Annotated in this window: 27 protein-coding genes and 1 pseudogene; 27 read left to right on the plus strand and 1 reads right to left on the minus strand. The window is 42.1% G+C overall.

Annotated elements, in window-relative coordinates; genetic code table 11:
- The first annotated feature begins 9 nt into the window (after positions 1–9).
- The 27 genes and pseudogenes from rplD to AC07WY_RS13175 all read left to right on the plus strand — a co-directional run bounded on the left by rplD (position 10) and on the right by AC07WY_RS13175 (position 14,235).
- Entirely contained in the window at positions 10–612 is a 603-nt protein-coding gene (gene rplD / locus AC07WY_RS13045; RefSeq protein ID WP_004816870.1) for a 50S ribosomal protein L4, read from the plus strand.
- Complete coding sequence (gene rplW, locus AC07WY_RS13050) at positions 609–929, plus strand: 50S ribosomal protein L23 (protein WP_004725684.1); 321 nt, start codon at positions 609–611, stop codon at positions 927–929. The genes rplD and rplW overlap by 4 nt, the downstream gene beginning before the upstream one ends.
- An 11-nt stretch (positions 930–940) precedes the next feature.
- Positions 941–1,765: a 50S ribosomal protein L2 gene (rplB, locus tag AC07WY_RS13055; protein WP_004725686.1), complete on the plus strand. Its 825-nt coding sequence runs from the start codon at positions 941–943 to the stop codon at positions 1,763–1,765.
- Between the two features lie 19 nt (positions 1,766–1,784).
- Positions 1,785–2,060 (plus strand): 30S ribosomal protein S19, encoded by a 276-nt coding sequence (rpsS, locus tag AC07WY_RS13060; protein ID WP_004281508.1) that lies wholly within the window; start codon positions 1,785–1,787, stop codon positions 2,058–2,060.
- A gap of 9 nt (positions 2,061–2,069) precedes the next feature.
- Positions 2,070–2,399, plus strand: a complete 330-nt coding sequence (gene rplV, locus AC07WY_RS13065) for a 50S ribosomal protein L22 (protein ID WP_004816873.1) — start codon at positions 2,070–2,072, stop codon at positions 2,397–2,399.
- A 1-nt stretch (position 2,400) separates the two neighbouring features.
- Positions 2,401–3,217, plus strand: a pseudogene (rpsC, locus tag AC07WY_RS13070) (30S ribosomal protein S3).
- On the plus strand, positions 3,157–3,570 hold the full coding sequence (gene rplP / locus AC07WY_RS13075; RefSeq protein ID WP_004725694.1) for a 50S ribosomal protein L16: 414 nt from the start codon (positions 3,157–3,159) through the stop codon (positions 3,568–3,570). The pseudogene rpsC and the gene rplP overlap by 61 nt, the downstream one beginning before the upstream one ends.
- Positions 3,570–3,767, plus strand: coding sequence for a 50S ribosomal protein L29 (gene rpmC / locus AC07WY_RS13080; RefSeq protein WP_004725696.1), 198 nt, complete (start codon positions 3,570–3,572; stop codon positions 3,765–3,767). Before rplP ends, rpmC begins: the two co-directional genes overlap by 1 nt.
- Entirely contained in the window at positions 3,764–4,021 is a 258-nt protein-coding gene (rpsQ, locus tag AC07WY_RS13085; RefSeq protein WP_004725698.1) for a 30S ribosomal protein S17, read from the plus strand. Before rpmC ends, rpsQ begins: the two co-directional genes overlap by 4 nt.
- Positions 4,022–4,113: 92 nt before the next feature.
- Positions 4,114–4,482, plus strand: a complete 369-nt coding sequence (gene rplN / locus AC07WY_RS13090) for a 50S ribosomal protein L14 (RefSeq protein ID WP_004725701.1) — start codon at positions 4,114–4,116, stop codon at positions 4,480–4,482.
- Positions 4,483–4,493: 11 nt separating this feature from the next.
- A complete protein-coding gene (rplX, locus tag AC07WY_RS13095; protein WP_004725703.1) occupies positions 4,494–4,811 on the plus strand; it encodes a 50S ribosomal protein L24 in 318 nt (105 codons plus the stop codon).
- A gap of 16 nt (positions 4,812–4,827) precedes the next feature.
- Positions 4,828–5,364 carry a 50S ribosomal protein L5 gene (gene rplE / locus AC07WY_RS13100; RefSeq protein ID WP_004725705.1) on the plus strand — a complete coding sequence of 179 codons (537 nt, stop codon included), beginning with the start codon at positions 4,828–4,830 and terminating at the stop codon, positions 5,362–5,364.
- Positions 5,365–5,373: 9 nt separating this feature from the next.
- Positions 5,374–5,679, plus strand: coding sequence for a 30S ribosomal protein S14 (gene rpsN / locus AC07WY_RS13105; RefSeq protein WP_004725707.1), 306 nt, complete (start codon positions 5,374–5,376; stop codon positions 5,677–5,679).
- A 13-nt stretch (positions 5,680–5,692) separates the two neighbouring features.
- Positions 5,693–6,088 carry a 30S ribosomal protein S8 gene (gene rpsH, locus AC07WY_RS13110; protein WP_004725709.1) on the plus strand — a complete coding sequence of 132 codons (396 nt, stop codon included), beginning with the start codon at positions 5,693–5,695 and terminating at the stop codon, positions 6,086–6,088.
- A gap of 13 nt (positions 6,089–6,101) precedes the next feature.
- Entirely contained in the window at positions 6,102–6,635 is a 534-nt protein-coding gene (gene rplF / locus AC07WY_RS13115) for a 50S ribosomal protein L6 (RefSeq protein ID WP_004725711.1), read from the plus strand.
- 14 nt (positions 6,636–6,649) lie between these two features.
- Positions 6,650–7,000: a 50S ribosomal protein L18 gene (gene rplR, locus AC07WY_RS13120; protein WP_004725713.1), complete on the plus strand. Its 351-nt coding sequence runs from the start codon at positions 6,650–6,652 to the stop codon at positions 6,998–7,000.
- 2 nt (positions 7,001–7,002) lie between these two features.
- Complete coding sequence (rpsE, locus tag AC07WY_RS13125) at positions 7,003–7,500, plus strand: 30S ribosomal protein S5 (RefSeq protein WP_004725715.1); 498 nt, start codon at positions 7,003–7,005, stop codon at positions 7,498–7,500.
- Positions 7,501–7,506: 6 nt separating this feature from the next.
- The gene (gene rpmD / locus AC07WY_RS13130; RefSeq protein ID WP_004725717.1) at positions 7,507–7,683 is read left to right on the plus strand and encodes a 50S ribosomal protein L30; all 177 of its coding nucleotides are present in this window, start codon (positions 7,507–7,509) and stop codon (positions 7,681–7,683) included.
- A 3-nt stretch (positions 7,684–7,686) separates the two neighbouring features.
- Complete coding sequence (gene rplO, locus AC07WY_RS13135; protein ID WP_004725719.1) at positions 7,687–8,127, plus strand: 50S ribosomal protein L15; 441 nt, start codon at positions 7,687–7,689, stop codon at positions 8,125–8,127.
- Between the two features lie 45 nt (positions 8,128–8,172).
- Complete coding sequence (gene secY, locus AC07WY_RS13140) at positions 8,173–9,492, plus strand: preprotein translocase subunit SecY (protein ID WP_171066869.1); 1,320 nt, start codon at positions 8,173–8,175, stop codon at positions 9,490–9,492.
- Positions 9,493–9,513: 21 nt separating this feature from the next.
- Entirely contained in the window at positions 9,514–9,630 is a 117-nt protein-coding gene (rpmJ, locus tag AC07WY_RS13145; protein ID WP_000867907.1) for a 50S ribosomal protein L36, read from the plus strand.
- 107 nt (positions 9,631–9,737) lie between these two features.
- Positions 9,738–10,094, plus strand: a complete 357-nt coding sequence (gene rpsM / locus AC07WY_RS13150) for a 30S ribosomal protein S13 (protein ID WP_004725722.1) — start codon at positions 9,738–9,740, stop codon at positions 10,092–10,094.
- A gap of 19 nt (positions 10,095–10,113) precedes the next feature.
- A complete protein-coding gene (gene rpsK / locus AC07WY_RS13155) occupies positions 10,114–10,500 on the plus strand; it encodes a 30S ribosomal protein S11 (protein WP_001040166.1) in 387 nt (128 codons plus the stop codon).
- Between the two features lie 12 nt (positions 10,501–10,512).
- Positions 10,513–11,136 carry a 30S ribosomal protein S4 gene (gene rpsD / locus AC07WY_RS13160; RefSeq protein WP_004725725.1) on the plus strand — a complete coding sequence of 208 codons (624 nt, stop codon included), beginning with the start codon at positions 10,513–10,515 and terminating at the stop codon, positions 11,134–11,136.
- 17 nt (positions 11,137–11,153) lie between these two features.
- Positions 11,154–12,161 (plus strand): DNA-directed RNA polymerase subunit alpha, encoded by a 1,008-nt coding sequence (locus tag AC07WY_RS13165; protein WP_004816876.1) that lies wholly within the window; start codon positions 11,154–11,156, stop codon positions 12,159–12,161.
- Positions 12,162–12,179: 18 nt separating this feature from the next.
- On the plus strand, positions 12,180–12,545 hold the full coding sequence (gene rplQ / locus AC07WY_RS13170; protein WP_004281488.1) for a 50S ribosomal protein L17: 366 nt from the start codon (positions 12,180–12,182) through the stop codon (positions 12,543–12,545).
- Positions 12,546–12,744: 199 nt separating this feature from the next.
- Complete coding sequence (locus AC07WY_RS13175; protein WP_419335906.1) at positions 12,745–14,235, plus strand: flavin-containing monooxygenase; 1,491 nt, start codon at positions 12,745–12,747, stop codon at positions 14,233–14,235.
- Positions 14,236–14,397: 162 nt separating this feature from the next.
- Here the strand turns inward: AC07WY_RS13175 and AC07WY_RS13180 are convergent, their stop codons facing one another.
- Positions 14,398–15,570 carry an acyl-CoA dehydrogenase family protein gene (locus tag AC07WY_RS13180; protein WP_004725731.1) on the minus strand — a complete coding sequence of 391 codons (1,173 nt, stop codon included), beginning with the start codon at positions 15,568–15,570 and terminating at the stop codon, positions 14,398–14,400.
- Positions 15,571–15,619: the final 49 nt, after the last annotated feature.

Here is a 15,619-nt window from a genome sequence, read left to right on the forward strand (position 1 = left end):
GGAAATAACGTGAATTTAAAAACTGTTTCCGGCTCTGCTGTTGAATTGTCTGAAGTTGCTTTCGGACGTGAATTTAATGAAGCTCTTGTACACCAAGTTGTTACAGCTTATTTAGCTGGTGGTCGTCAAGGCTCTAAAGCTCAGAAGTCACGTGCAGACGTTTCTGGCGGTGGTAAAAAACCATTCCGTCAAAAAGGTACTGGCCGCGCTCGTGCTGGTTCTATTCGTAGCCCAATCTGGGTTGGTGGTGGTAAAACTTTTGCTGCTCGTCCACAAGATTGGTCTCAAAAAGTAAACCGCAAAATGTACCGCGGTGCAATGCAATGTATCTTAGCTGAACTTGTTCGCCAAGATCGTCTTGTATTGGTTGAAGAGTTTGCAGTTGAAGCTCCAAAAACTAAAGAATTGCTTGCAAAACTAAACGGCTTGAACGCTACTCGCGCATTAATCGTTACTGAAGCTGTAGATGAAAATCTATATTTAGCTGCTCGTAACCTTCCACACGTTGATGTGGTTGATGCTGCTGGGATCGATCCTGTTGGCTTGATCGCGTTTGATAAAGTTGTTATGTCTGTTGCGGCTGCTAAGAAGATTGAGGTAGAACTCGGATGAACAACGAACGTATCTATCAAGTCCTAAAAGGGCCTGTTTTTTCAGAAAAAGCACAAGTTCTAGGCGAAACTGCTGGTGTTCAAGTTTTTAAAGTTGCTATCGATGCAAACAAACTTGAAATCAAAAAAGCAGTAGAGCAATTATTTGGTGTAGAAGTTGTTAAAGTTAACACGACTATCACTAAAGGTAAGACTAAACGCTTTGGTAAAACATTAGGACGTCGTTCTGATGTTAAAAAAGCATACGTCACCCTGAAAGCTGGCCAAGATGTTGAAATGGCTGACTTGGGCGATACCGCTGAAAGCACAGCGGAATAAGGACGAAAATTATGCCAATTCAAAAATGTAAGCCAACGTCTCCAGGACGTCGCTTTGTAGAGAAGGTGGTTCATAATCATCTTCACAAAGGCGCGCCTTATGCACCGTTGGTTGAAGCTAAAAAACGTACTGGTGGTCGTAATAATAACGGTCACATTACAACTCGTCACGTTGGTGGTGGTCATAAACAAAACTACCGTATCGTTGACTTCAAACGTAACAAAGACGGCATCCCTGCTGTAGTTGAACGTATTGAATACGATCCTAACCGTACATCACATATTGCTTTATTGAAATATGCTGACGGTGAACGTCGTTATATTATTGCTGCTAAAGGCTTACGTGCTGGCGATAAAGTACAATCTGGTAACGATGCTCCAATTCGTCCAGGTAACTGCTTACCGCTTCGTAATATGCCTATCGGTTCTACATTACATAACATTGAGCTTAAAATCGGTAAAGGTGCACAATTAGTGCGTTCTGCTGGTACTTCTGCTCAGTTGTTGGGTCGTGACGGTTCTTACGCAATCATTCGTCTTCGTTCAGGCGAAATGCGTAAAGTACACGTTGAATGTCGCGCTGTGTTAGGTGAAGTATCTAACTCAGAAAGCAACCTTCGTTCACTTGGTAAAGCAGGTGCTGCACGCTGGCGTGGTGTTCGTCCTACCGTTCGTGGTATGGCGATGAACCCAGTTGACCATCCACATGGTGGTGGTGAAGGGCGTAACAAAGGTATTCAACCTGTAAGCCCATGGGGTCAAAAAGCTAAAGGGTACAAAACTCGTACCAATAAGCGTACGACTAAGATGATCATTCGCGACCGTCGCGTTAAGTAACAAGTAAAGGAATCTGACAATGCCTCGTTCTCTGAAAAAAGGCCCATTCGTCGATGCGCACTTGTTCGCTAAGGTTGAAGCGGCTATCGCGGCTAATAACCGTAAGCCGATCAAAACTTGGTCGCGTCGTTCGATGATCCTCCCGGATTTTGTTGGTTTAACAATTTCTGTACATAATGGTCGTAACCATGTTCCGGTGATCGTATCTGAACATATGGTTGGTCACAAACTCGGTGAATTCGCGCCAACTCGTACCTATCGTGGTCACGGTGTTGACAAGAAGTCTAAACGTTAAGGTGCTATGATGGAAGTTACTGCTAAATTACGCGGTGCCGCTATCTCGGCACAAAAAACTCGTTTGGTTGCAGACCTAATCCGTGGCAAATCTATTGCTCACGCGCTTAATATCTTAAACTTCAGCAACAAAAAAGCTGCAGTTGTAGTGAAAAAAGCATTGGAATCTGCAATTGCAAACGCTGAACACAATAACAGTTTAGATGTAGACGACCTTAAGGTTACTACGATTTACGTTGATGAAGGCACTAGCCTTAAACGTATTATGCCACGTGCTAAAGGCCGTGCAGATCGTATTACTAAGCGTACTTGTCACATTACCGTTAAGGTAGGGGTTTGATATGGGTCAGAAGGTTCATCCAATCGGTATCCGCCTTGGTGTTGTAAAACGTCATAACGCCAACTGGTATGCGAGTCCGAAACAATACGCTGAATACTTGCTTAAAGATCTTCAAGTTCGTGAGTTTTTAACTAAAAAACTTAAAAGCGCGATGATCAGCAATATTCTTATCGAACGTCCTACAGGCGCTGCTAAAGTAACAATTAGCACTGCTCGTCCAGGTATCGTTATCGGTAAAAAAGGCGAAGACATTGAGAAATTACAGCGTGAACTTACCAAGATTATGGGTGTTCCAGCGCAAGTAAGCATCAACGAAATCGATCGCCCAGACTTAGACGCTCGTTTAGTTGCTGAAGCAATTGCTTCACAATTAGAGAAACGTGTAATGTTCCGTCGTGCTATGAAGCGTGCGGTTCAAAACACTATGCGTGCTGGTGCTAAAGGTATCAAAGTTGAAGTTTCTGGTCGTTTAGGTGGTGCAGAAATTGCACGTACTGAATGGTATCGTGAAGGTCGTGTACCTTTACATACACTTCGTGCTGACATCGACTATGCAACTATGCGCGCTGAAACTACTTACGGTACGATTGGTGTTAAAGTTTGGATTTTCCGTGGCGAGATCTTAGGTGGCATGAAACAAGTCATGAACCCTGCTCCTGCTGAAGAACGTCCAGCTAAACGCGGTCGCGGTCGTGGTGAAGGTCAAGAGCGTCGTGGTCGTCGCAATGATCGTTCTGCTGAAAAAGGAGAATAATCCATGTTGCAACCTAAACGTACTAAATTCCGTAAGGTGCAAAAAGGCCGTAACACTGGTCTAGCGCATCGTGGTAGCACAGTATCTTTCGGTACAATCGCACTTAAATCTGTTGAGCGTGGTCAAATGACTGCTCGTCAAATCGAAGCTGCGCGTCGTACAATTAGCCGTCGTGTTAAACGTGGTGGTAAGATCTTTATCCGTGTTTTCCCAGACAAACCAATTACTGAAAAACCATTAGAAGTTCGTATGGGTAAAGGTAAAGGTTCTGTGGAATACTGGGTTTGCCAAATCAAACCAGGTAAGATCTTGTACGAAATGGATGGTGTTAGTGAAGAATTGGCACGCGAAGCGTTTACGCTTGCAGCTGCTAAGCTTCCATTTAAAACCACTATCGTTACTAAGACGGTGATGTAATGAAAACTAAAGATCTACGTGAAAAATCGGTAGAAGAGTTGGCAGCTTTGCTTGATGAGCAACAGCTTAACCAATTCCGTCTTCGTATGGCGAAAGCAACTGGTCAATTGGGTAAATCGCATGAAGTTGCGTTAACTCGTAAGACTATTGCTCGTATCAAGACCCTCCTTACCGAAAAACAGGGGAACGCACAATGAGTGAGCAAACAGTTCGCACGTTAACAGGCAAAGTAGTAAGTGACAAAATGGACAAGTCTATTGTTGTACTTATTGAACGCCGCGTTCAACACCCGTTGTATGGCAAATCAATCCGCCGTTCAACAAAATTACACGCTCATGATGAGAACAACACTGCTAAAACTGGCGATGTTGTAACCATTAAAGAAAGCCGCCCAATTTCAAAAACTAAAGCTTGGACTTTAGTGGAAGTTATTGAAGCAGCTGCTGAGTAATTAGACGTTCTTGTTGCATCATCGGTCAATTTCGAGTACTCTTTGAGCCTTTCGAAATTGCGACCGGTGATGCTCGGTTTTGGAGTAGGGCAATGATTCAGACCGAAAGTATGCTAGACGTAGCAGACAACAGTGGTGCTCGCCGCGTACAATGTATTAAAGTACTTGGTGGTTCACATCGTCGTTATGCTTCTGTTGGCGACATTATTAAAGTTACTGTAAAAGAAGCAATTCCGCGTGGCCGTGTTAAAAAAGGTGACGTGATGAATGCAGTTGTAGTTCGTACTAAATTCGGTATTCGTCGTCCAGACGGTTCTGTGATCCGTTTCGATGATAATGCTGCAGTTATCTTGAACAACAACAAGGCTCCGATTGCCACTCGTATTTTCGGACCAGTGACTCGTGAACTTCGTACTGAACAGTTCATGAAAATCATTTCATTGGCTCCTGAAGTTCTATAATAGAGGCAATCATGGCTAAGATTAGAAAAGGCGATCAAGTAATTGTGATCGCAGGTAAAGAAAAAGGCAAACAGGGTACTGTTTTGTCTGTTTCAAATGACCAAGTTAAGGTTGAAGGCCTTAATTTAGTTAAGAAGCATCAAAAGCCGAACCGTGCAACAGGTGCTGAAGGCGCTATTGTTACACAAGAAGCTTCGCTTCATATTTCAAACGTGGCAGTTTTTAATGCTGCAACCCAAAAGGCTGACCGTGTTGGTTACCAAGTGATTGAAGGCGTGAAAACTCGCGTTTATAAATCAAATGGTGAATCAGTGGCGGTAGCGAAGTAATAGGTTGAACTAGGCTATGGCCAGACTTAAAACACGTTATAACGACGAAATCCGAGCTAAGTTGAAAGAAGAACTTGGTTTGGGCAATGTGATGGAAATTCCTCGCATTACTAAAATCACCATCAACATGGGTGTTGGTGCAGCTTCAGCTGACAAGAAATTGTTAGATGGCGCTTTGGCGGATATGCAAGCTATTGCTGGTCAAAAACCAGTTCTTACATTAGCGCGCAAATCAATCGCTGGTTTTAAAATCCGTGATGGTTGGCCGATTGGTTGTAAAGTAACTTTACGCGGCGAACAAATGTACGAATTCTTAGACCGTTTGATCTCTATCGCTATCCCTCGTATTCGTGACTTCCGCGGTTTTTCTGCGAAATCATTCGATGGTCGTGGTAATTATTCAATGGGTCTCAAGGAACAAATTATGTTCCCTGAAATCGATTTTGATAAGATCGATCGTATTCGTGGTATGGATATTACTATCACTACGACTGCTCGTACTGATGACGAAGGCCGTGCGCTAATCCGTGCATTCGGCTTCCCGTTCAAATAAGAGGTCGATATGGCTAAGAAAAGTATGATTAATCGCGAATTGAAACGCGAAACTACAGTTGCTAAATACGCTGCAAAACGTGCTGAATTAAAAGCTACGATTGCAAACGTAAATGCATCTGATGAAGAACGTTTCGAAGCGATGATGAAGTTACAAGCATTACCACGTAATGCGTCTCCAGTACGTCTTCGTAACCGTTGTGGTTTAACTGGTCGTCCTCATGGTTACTTCCGTAAGTTCGGCTTAAGCCGTAACAAATTACGTGACACAGTAATGCAGGGTGATGTACCGGGCGTTGTTAAGGCAAGCTGGTAAGGAGCGACTATAAATGAGTATGCAAGATACCGTTGCCGACATGCTAACACGTGTTCGTAACGCACAAATGGCAAAGAAACAAACTGTTTCTATGCCTAATTCTAAGTTGAAAGTTGCAATTGCAAACGTACTTCAACAAGAAGGTTACATTTCAAATGTAGAAGTTGCTGATCTTGAAGGCAAAGCTACTTTGACAATTACTTTAAAATATTTTGAAGGCAAACCAGTTATCGAAACTGTGAAACGCGTAAGCCGTCCAGGTCTACGTCAGTATCGCGGTAAAGATGCACTTCCGAGCGTTAAGCAAGGTTTAGGTATTGCAATTGTTTCTACAAGCAAAGGCATCATGACTGATCGCGCTGCACGTGCTGCAGGCGTTGGTGGTGAAGTTATTGCTTTTGTTTCTTAATAGGTGATTCCTCATGTCTCGTGTGGCTAAAGCCCCAGTAACTGTACCTAACGGTGTAGCAGTTACTCAGAACGGCCGGCAGGTCGAAGTGAAAGGCAGCAAAGGTACGTTGTCTTTCAACCTGCATGCGCTGGTCGAGCTTAAACAGGAAGAAGGTCAACTTCATATTGCTCCAGTTAAAGAATCTCGCGATTCTTGGATGCAAGCTGGTACTGCTCGCGCTGTTCTTAATAACCTTGTAAAAGGTGTTAATGAAGGCTTCGAACGTAAGTTACAACTTATCGGTGTTGGTTATAAAGCTGCGGTTAAAGGTACAGTTGTGAACCTTAACCTTGGTTATTCTCACCCGATTGATTACGCTCTTCCTGAAGGTGTAACTGCTGAAACTCCGACTGCTACTGAAATCATTTTGAAATCAGCTAACAAGCAATTGTTAGGTCAAGTTGCTGCAGAAATCCGTGGTTATCGTCCACCAGAGCCGTATAAAGGTAAAGGTGTTCGCTATTCTGACGAAGTTGTTCTTCGTAAAGAAGCTAAGAAGAAATAAGGCGCGAGGTTCTTATGAACGAAAAGAAACAATCCCGTTTGCGTCGTGCGAAAAGCACACGCTTGCACATTCGTGCATTGGGTGCGACTCGTTTGTGTGTAAACCGCACGCCGCGTCACATCTATGCTCAAGTTATTTCTGCAGATGGTGGCAAAGTATTAGCGCAAGCTTCTACTTTGGATGCATCTTTACGTAGCGGAACTACAGGTAATGTAGATTCAGCTACTAAAGTAGGTGCTTTAATCGCAGAACGTGCAAAGGCTGCTGGTGTAACTAAAGTTGCATTTGACCGTTCTGGTTTTAAATATCATGGTCGTATCAAAGCCTTGGCTGATGCTGCTCGTGAAAACGGCTTGGAGTTCTAATCATGGCTAAAGTTGAACAAAACGAAGGTCTTGTTGAAAAGCTGGTTGCCGTTGATCGTGTAGCCAAAGTTGTTAAGGGTGGTCGTATCTTCTCTTTCACAGCATTAACTGTTGTGGGTGATGGTAATGGTCGTGTAGGTTTTGGTCGCGGTAAAGCGCGTGAAGTTCCAGCTGCTATTTCTAAAGCACTTGAAGCTGCACGCCGCAACATGATCACTGTTGATCTTGTTGATGGTACTGTACAACATCCTATTCATGCTCGTCATGGCGCTAGCCGTGTTTACATGCAACCTGCATCTGAAGGTACTGGCGTAATCGCTGGTGGTTCTATGCGCGCAGTTTTAGAAGCTGCTGGTGTACGTAACGTATTGACGAAATGTTATGGTTCTACTAACGCGGCTAACGTTGTAAATGCAACTTTTAATGGTTTACGTGATATGACGTCTCCTGAGAAAGTTGCTGCTAAACGTGGTCTTTCAGTAGAACAAATTTTAGGGTAATCAATCATGAAAACGATTAAAGTTACCCAGACTAAATCTTCTTCGCATCGTTTGAAAAATCACAAACTTTGCCTACAAGGTTTAGGTCTGCGTCGTATTGGTCATACAGTAGAAGTAATAGATACACCTTCTAACCGTGGTATGATCAACAAAGTCTACTATATGGTTAGTGTAGAGGAATAAGCCATGACTCTGCGTTTAAATGAGCTTGCACCTGCTGAAGGTGCAAAACGTGATAATCGTCGTTTAGGCCGTGGTATCGGTTCTGGTGTCGGTAAGACTGGTGGCCGTGGTGTCAAAGGTCAGAAATCACGTAAAAGTGGTGGCGTTCGTCCAGGCTTTGAAGGTGGTCAAACTGCGTTATATCGTCGTTTACCTAAATTCGGTTTCACAAGCCAATTGGCTTTGAAAACTGCTGAAGTACGTTTGTCTGAACTTGCTAAAGTTGAAGGTGATATTATTTCACTTGAAACTTTGAAAGCTGCGAATGTTGTACGTAAAGATATGTTGCGTGCTCGTGTTGTTCTTTCTGGTGAAATCACTCGTGCATTCACTGTTCAAGGTGTTGCATTGACTAAAGGCGCTAAAGCTGCTCTTGAAGCTGCTGGCGGTAAAGTCGAGGAGTAATCGCGAGTGACTATGTCTCCTAGTTCTTCAGGTCATGTTAACATGATGAAAGGTCAACCATTTCATGTGAAATATCGTGAAATTATTCGCCGATTAATGTTCTTGATTGGTGCATTGGTAGTCTTTCGACTAGGAGCGCATATTCCGCTGCCAGGTATTGATAATGTTGCTCTAGAACGTTTTTTCAAAGCTAATGAAGGTACTTTTTTAGGTTTGTTTAATATGTTCTCGGGTGGAGCATTAGAACGAATGTCCATTCTGGCGTTAGGTATCATGCCGTACATTTCTGCATCTATTATTGTGCAGTTGATGTCGACCGTGGTGCCTTCGTTAGAAGCATTGAAGAAAGAAGGCGAGCAAGGTAAGCGTAAGATTAATCAATATACGCGTTACGGCACCCTTTTACTCGCATTAGTCCAAGGTATCGGGATGTGTGCTGGTCTAATCAGTCAAGGTATTACTTTGACTTCAGGACTGGCTTTTTACATTCCAGCGCTAACATCGTTAGTTGCAGGTACCATGTTCTTAATGTGGTTAGGTGAGCAAATTACTGAACGTGGTGTTGGTAACGGTATCTCAATGATTATCTTTGCAGGTATTGTTGCTGGTTTACCAAACTTAGTGATTCAAGCATTTACTTCGGTAGATAATGGCCAATCAAGTTTAATTGGTTTGGCTATCTTTGGATTGCTATCAGTTGCTGTTTTAGCAGCGATTGTGTTTATTGAAAAAGCTCAACGTCGTATACCTGTGAACTATGCTCAAAAACAGCAAGGTCGTCGTGTATTCACTGCACAGCAAACGCATTTGCCATTGAAGATCAACATGGCAGGGGTTATTCCAGCAATTTTCGCAAGTTCGTTATTGTTGTTCCCTGCAAGTTTAGGTCAATGGTTAGGCAGTGCTGATCCAAATGCAGGAATTGTAAAACGTAGCCTACAAGATTTGGCATTGGTATTATCGCCTGGACAACCGTTGTATTTAGTGCTCTTCGGTGCGTTAATTATCTTTTTCTGTTATTTCTATACGGCGCTTGTTTTTAGCCCGAAAGAAGTATCAGAGAACTTGAAACGCAGTGGAGCTTATGTACCTGGTATTCGCCCAGGTGAGCAAACTGCTCGTTACTTAGATCATATTCTTAATCGTTTGACGTTTATTGGTGCAATCTACATTACAGTCATCTGTTTAATGCCGATGATTTTACAAAGTTCTTTTGGTATTCCATTCCATTTGGGTGGTACCTCATTACTTATCGTAGTTGTTGTTGTTATGGACTTTATGGCTCAGCTTCAAGCCCATTTGACATCACATCAGTATGACGATCAATCGTTAATGAGAAAAACGACTGCTCATCCTAAGGGATAAGCGCACTTAGAAGGTTTCATCATGAAAGTACAAGCTTCTGTAAAGAAAATTTGTGGTAGCTGTAAAGTTATCCGTCGTAATGGGGTTATTCGCGTAATTTGCAGCGCAGAACCTCGTCATAAGCAGCGTCAAGGTTAATTTAATTAAGACCTGTTGATTTCAGTAGGCTAATTAGGTTATTATCCGCCCCTCAAGATTTTTGTGGGGCGGTTGATTATCTCTACTGCCTTTTTGGAGAAATTTGAATGGCTCGTATTGCCGGTGTAAACATTCCGGATAACAAGCATGCTGTTATCTCTCTCACGTATATTTTTGGTATTGGCCGCCACACAGCTAAAAACATTTTAGCTGCTGCAGGTATTACGACTACTACTAAAATTCGTGAATTAGATGATGCTCAGCTTGATGCGATTCGTGCAGAAGTTGCTAAGGTTCCGACCGAAGGTGACTTACGTCGCGAAATTTCCATGAACATTAAACGTTTAATGGATTTAGGCTGCTACCGCGGTCTTCGTCATCGTCGCAGCTTGCCTGTTCGCGGACAACGCACCAAAACTAACGCACGTACCCGTAAAGGTCCGCGCAAACCTATTAAGAAATAAGATTTCTGGAAGCTAAAAGATGGCTAAAGATACTCGCACACGCAAGAAGGTCACTCGTACCGTCTCTGAAGGTGTTGCACACATTCACGCTTCTTTTAATAACACCATTGTTACGATTACTGATCGTCAAGGTAATGCATTGGCTTGGGCTACTTCAGGTGGACAAGGCTTCCGTGGATCACGTAAATCAACTCCGTTTGCTGCTCAGGTAGCTGCTGAAGTTGCTGGTAAAGCTGCTTTAGATTACGGTTTGAAAAACTTGGACGTCCTTGTAAAAGGTCCTGGTCCAGGTCGTGAATCTGCGGTTCGTGCATTAGGTGCAGTGGGTTATAAAATTAACAGCATTACCGATGTGACACCGATTCCGCACAACGGTTGCCGTCCACCTAAAAAACGTCGCGTGTAAGGAGAAACATTCATGGCTCGTTATATTGGTCCAAAATGCAAACTCTCTCGCCGCGAAGGGACAGACCTGCAATTAAAATCTGGCGTTAAACCATTTGACGTCAAAACAAAAAAATCTGCTAAAGCTCCTGGTCAACATGGCCAAAGCCGTGCTAAACAATCAGAGTATTCACTACAATTACGTGAAAAACAAAAAGTACGTCGTATGTACGGTGTTTTAGAGCGTCAATTTAGTAACTACTACAAAGAAGCTGCTCGTGTTAAAGGCGCAACAGGTGAAAACTTGTTGAAATTGCTTGAAAGCCGCCTCGATAACGTTGTTTATCGCATGGGTTTTGGTTCTACACGTGCAGAAGCTCGTCAGCTGGTATCTCACCGTTCAATCACTTTAAATGGTCGTCGTGTTAACATCGCGTCTATCCAAGTTAAAGCGGGCGACGTGATTGCAGTTCACGAAAGCGCTAAACAACAATTACGTATCAAAAACGCAATTGAATTAGCTGCTCAACGTGGAACAGCTGCTTGGATTGAAGTAGATCATTCAAAACTTGAAGGTACATTTAAAGCTGCACCAGATCGTTCTGATTTACCTGCTGAAATCAACGAAAGCTTGATTGTAGAATTGTATTCTAAATAATCCTTGAGGTAGCAATAATGACGCGTACTGCAAACGAGTTTCTAACTCCGCAAGCGATCAAGGTCGAAGCGGCAAGCGGGACCTCGGCAAAAGTGATTCTTGAACCATTAGAGCGTGGCTTTGGTCATACTCTTGGTAATGCTTTACGTCGCATCCTTTTGTCTTCTTTACCTGGCGCAGCCGTGGTTGAAGTTGAGATAGAGGGTGTCGAGCACGAGTACAGTACTTTAGAAGGCTTGCAGCAGGACATCGTCGAGCTCTTGCTGAACCTAAAAGGATTGTCTATTAAGCTGTTCGATCAAAACGAAGCATATTTGACATTGGAAAAACAAGGTCCTGGCGATGTAACTGCTGCTGACCTTCGTTTACCACATAATGTTGAAGTGGTTAACCCTGAACATCTGATTGGTACTTTAAGTGCTTCAGGCTCATTAAAAATGCGCTTGAAAGTTTCTCAAGGTCGTGGTTATGAAACTTCTGACTCACGTTTCCCTGAAGGCGAAACGCGTCCTGTAGGCCGTCTACAGTTAGATGCTTCTTATAGCCCGATTAAACGTGTGTCTTACACAGTTGAAAATGCTCGTGTAGAACAACGTACTGACCTTGATAAGCTCGTCATTGATCTTGAAACGAATGGAACTGTAGATCCTGAAGAAGCTATCCGCAAAGCGGCAACAATCTTGCAACAACAAATTGCAATTTTTGTTGATCTTCAGAAAGATCAAGCTCCAGTTGCTCAAGAGCCACGTGAAGAAGTTGATCCAATCTTGCTTCGTCCAGTTGATGATCTAGAGCTTACTGTTCGTTCTGCTAACTGTTTGAAAGCAGAAAATATTTACTACATTGGTGATCTAGTACAGCGTACTGAGGTTGAGTTGCTTAAAACTCCTAACCTTGGTAAAAAATCGCTTACTGAGATCAAAGATGTTCTGGCTTCTAAGGGCTTACAGCTCGGCATGCGTTTAGAGAACTGGCCACCAGCTAGTCTCCGTATGGACGATCGTTTCGCCTATCGTAGCCGTTAATTAAGTAGGACTATCACCATGCGTCATCGTAATAGTGGTGTGAAATTAGGCCGTACCAGCAGCCATCGTAAAGCGATGTTTCAAAACATGGCTAATTCTTTGTTTGAGCATGAGTTAATTAAAACTACTGTGCCTAAAGCAAAAGAGTTACGTCGTGTAGCTGAGCCTTTAATCACTTTAGCTAAAAACGATACTGTAGCAAACCGTCGTTTGGCGTTTGCTCGTACTCGTTCAGCAGCAACAGTTGGTAAATTATTTACCGTTCTTGGCCCTCGTTACAAAGAACGTAACGGCGGTTATCTACGTGTTCTTAAAGCTGGTTTCCGTGCAGGTGATGCTGCACCGATGGCTTATGTAGAACTTGTGGATCGTGAAGTAAACTAATTACTCACGTCACAGAACAATCGGTTGTTCGAAAAAGGTCGGTGTTTCACCGGCCTTTTTTTATGCCTTTTTGTTGGACAATTTATGGTTTTGTCCCAAATTGACTTAAATTTCGTCAGGAAAATGCAAACTTGACATTGCGTATTGTCAGATTTGTGCTTTAATAAAAAAGTACTCTTAAAAAGGTTATAAAAACAACATGGAAAAGCAAGTTGATATTCTTATCGTTGGTGCAGGTATCTCTGGTATTGGTGTAGCTGCGCATCTTTCAAAACACTCACCACAACGTTCATTTGAAATTATTGAGCGTCGTGAGAGCTTCGGTGGTACTTGGGATTTATTTAAATATCCGGGTATCCGTTCCGATTCAGATATGTCTACTTTTGGGTTTAATTTTAAACCTTGGCAAAAAGCCAATGTCTTGGCAGATGGCGCTTCGATTAAAGGCTATGTTGCTGAAGTTGTCGATGAATTTAAATTAAAAGATAAAATTCATTTTAATCAACGTGTACGTACTGCAAATTATGATTCATCAATTAAAAAATGGGTCGTACAAATTGAAGATGAAAATCAAAAACTCAATACGTGGGTTGCAAACTTTGTAATCGGATGTACGGGTTATTATAATTATGACCAAGGTTATCAACCTGATTATCCAGGTAAAAATGATTTTAAAGGCGAATTTATTAACCCACAATTTTGGCCTGAAAACTTAGATTATACGGGTAAAAAAGTAGTGATTATTGGTAGTGGTGCAACAGCTATTACCTTAGTGCCTGCGATGTCAAAAGGTGGAGCAGGGCATGTGACCATGTTGCAACGTTCACCAACCTATATTGCTTCAATCCCATCTATTGATTTTGTTTATGACAAAATGCGTAAGGTTTTACCTGAAGATGTGGCATATAAGTTAACCCGTGCACGTAATATTGGTATGCAACGCGGTATTTATGCGCTTGCACAAAAACAACCGAAGTTACTGCGTAAGTTCTTACTCAAATCGATTGAAATGCAATTAAAAGGTAAAGTGGATATGAAACACTTTACCCCAACATATAATCCATGGGATCAGCGGTTATGTGTTGTGCCAGATGGTGACTTATTTAAAATTTTACGCTCTGGTAAAGCCAGTGTTGAAACAGATCAAATTGAGAAAATTACTGCAACAGGTATTCAATTAAAATCTGGTAAGCATTTAGATGCAGATATCATCGTTTCAGCAACAGGTTTAGAAATCCAAATCTTGGGTGGTATCAAAGCTACAATTGATAATAAGCCAATGAATACGTCTCAGCACATGCTGTATCAGGGTGTGATGGTTAGCGATGTGCCAAATATGGCAATGATCATTGGTTATATCAACGCGTCATGGACATTGAAGGTTGATATTGCAGGTGAGTATATTTGCCGTCTTATAAACTATATGGACAAGAAAGGCTATGACGAAGTTATTCCACAAGGTGATGCAACTGAATTGATGGAAGATACGGTGATGGGTAGTTTAAGCTCAGGTTATATTGCTCGTGCGGCGGATGTGATGCCGAAACAAGGTAAGCATGCACCTTGGAAAGTGTCGAATAACTATTTAGCAGATCGTAAAGAACTTAAAAATGCCAAGTTTGAAGATGGTGTTTTAAAATTTCATAAGCGTGAAGCACAACTCGCAAAAAAGCCTAAACTGGTTTCTTAATCAAACCTAGAAGCAACCAAACTAAGAAATAGCAAAATAAACAAGCTATGAAATAAACAAGGAGCGTAAGCTCCTTTTTTATTGCGACATAAAAATTGATTTAAAAAGAATGCTTGGTGATAGAAAAAGGAGCCAAAGCTCCTTTAATAGTAATTGGATAAATTATAAAGAACGGGAAATCAGTTCTTTCATAATCTCGTTTGTACCTGCATAAATACGATTTGCCCGATTATCGATATAAGCACGTGCAATTGGATATTCCAGCATATAACCATAACCACCATGTAATTGAAGGCATTCATCAACCACATTAGAGAATACTTCTGAAATTTTGTATTTTGCAGCAGCTGCAGCATCAACACCTAATGTACCTTCAAGTTGTAATTCCATACAACGGTCGAGGTAAGCACGGCAGAAATCAATTTCTGTGCGCATTTCAGCAAGTTTAAAACGTGTATTTTGAAAAGCACCGATCGGTTTACCAAACGCTTTACGGTCTTTGGTATATTGAACGGTATGTGCCAGCGCTGCTTCTGCGCCTGCTTGGCAGATAATCGCGACCAGCATACGTTCCCATGCCAACTCTTTCATCAGCATGATAAAACCCATGCCTTCCATACCCAATAAATTTTCTTTTGGTACACGAACATCTTCAAAGAACAATTCGCAAGTATCTTGTCCTTTCATACCAATTTTATTGAGGGGTTTTCCTTTGCTAAAGCCAGCACGGTCAGCTTCAACGATAATCAAAGATAGGTTGGCAGAACCTTTCTCTGAACTGCCTGTTTTACATACCACAATTGCCATGTCGCATAGATAACCATTGGTAATAAAGATTTTAGAACCATTGATCACATATTCATCCCCATCTAAAACGGCGGTGGTGCGAACACCTTGTAGGTCTGAGCCTGTTCCCGGTTCTGTCATCGCAATAGCTGTAACGGTTTCTCCAGAAGCCATTTTAGCAATCCAATGCTTTTTCTGTTCTTCATTACCAAAGTTGTTGATGTAGTTGGCAACAATATCCGAGTGCAAAGAAAAACCTGTAGAAGAGTCCATTGCATAGGCTTGTTCTTCAATCAGAATCATACTGTAGAGGCGATCTACGCCATAGCCACCATATTCTTCAGGCATGGTTGCACAGAGCAGCCCCATTTCACCTGCTTTGTTCCATAAATCGCGATCTACATGTTGTTGCTGTTCATATTTAGCAATATTTGGCACAACTTCTTTTTCATAAAATTTACGTACGGTTTCACGAAAAGCATCGTGATCGGAATTAAACAATTTACGAGGCAACATATTGGTTAAAGGTCGGATAGCACCTGATTGCATTTTTATAATATCCATATGAGTTTTAGTGAGTTGAAATTATGTGAATTGC

It is taken from the genome of Acinetobacter sp. GW821-FHT01C12, assembly GCF_059422625.1.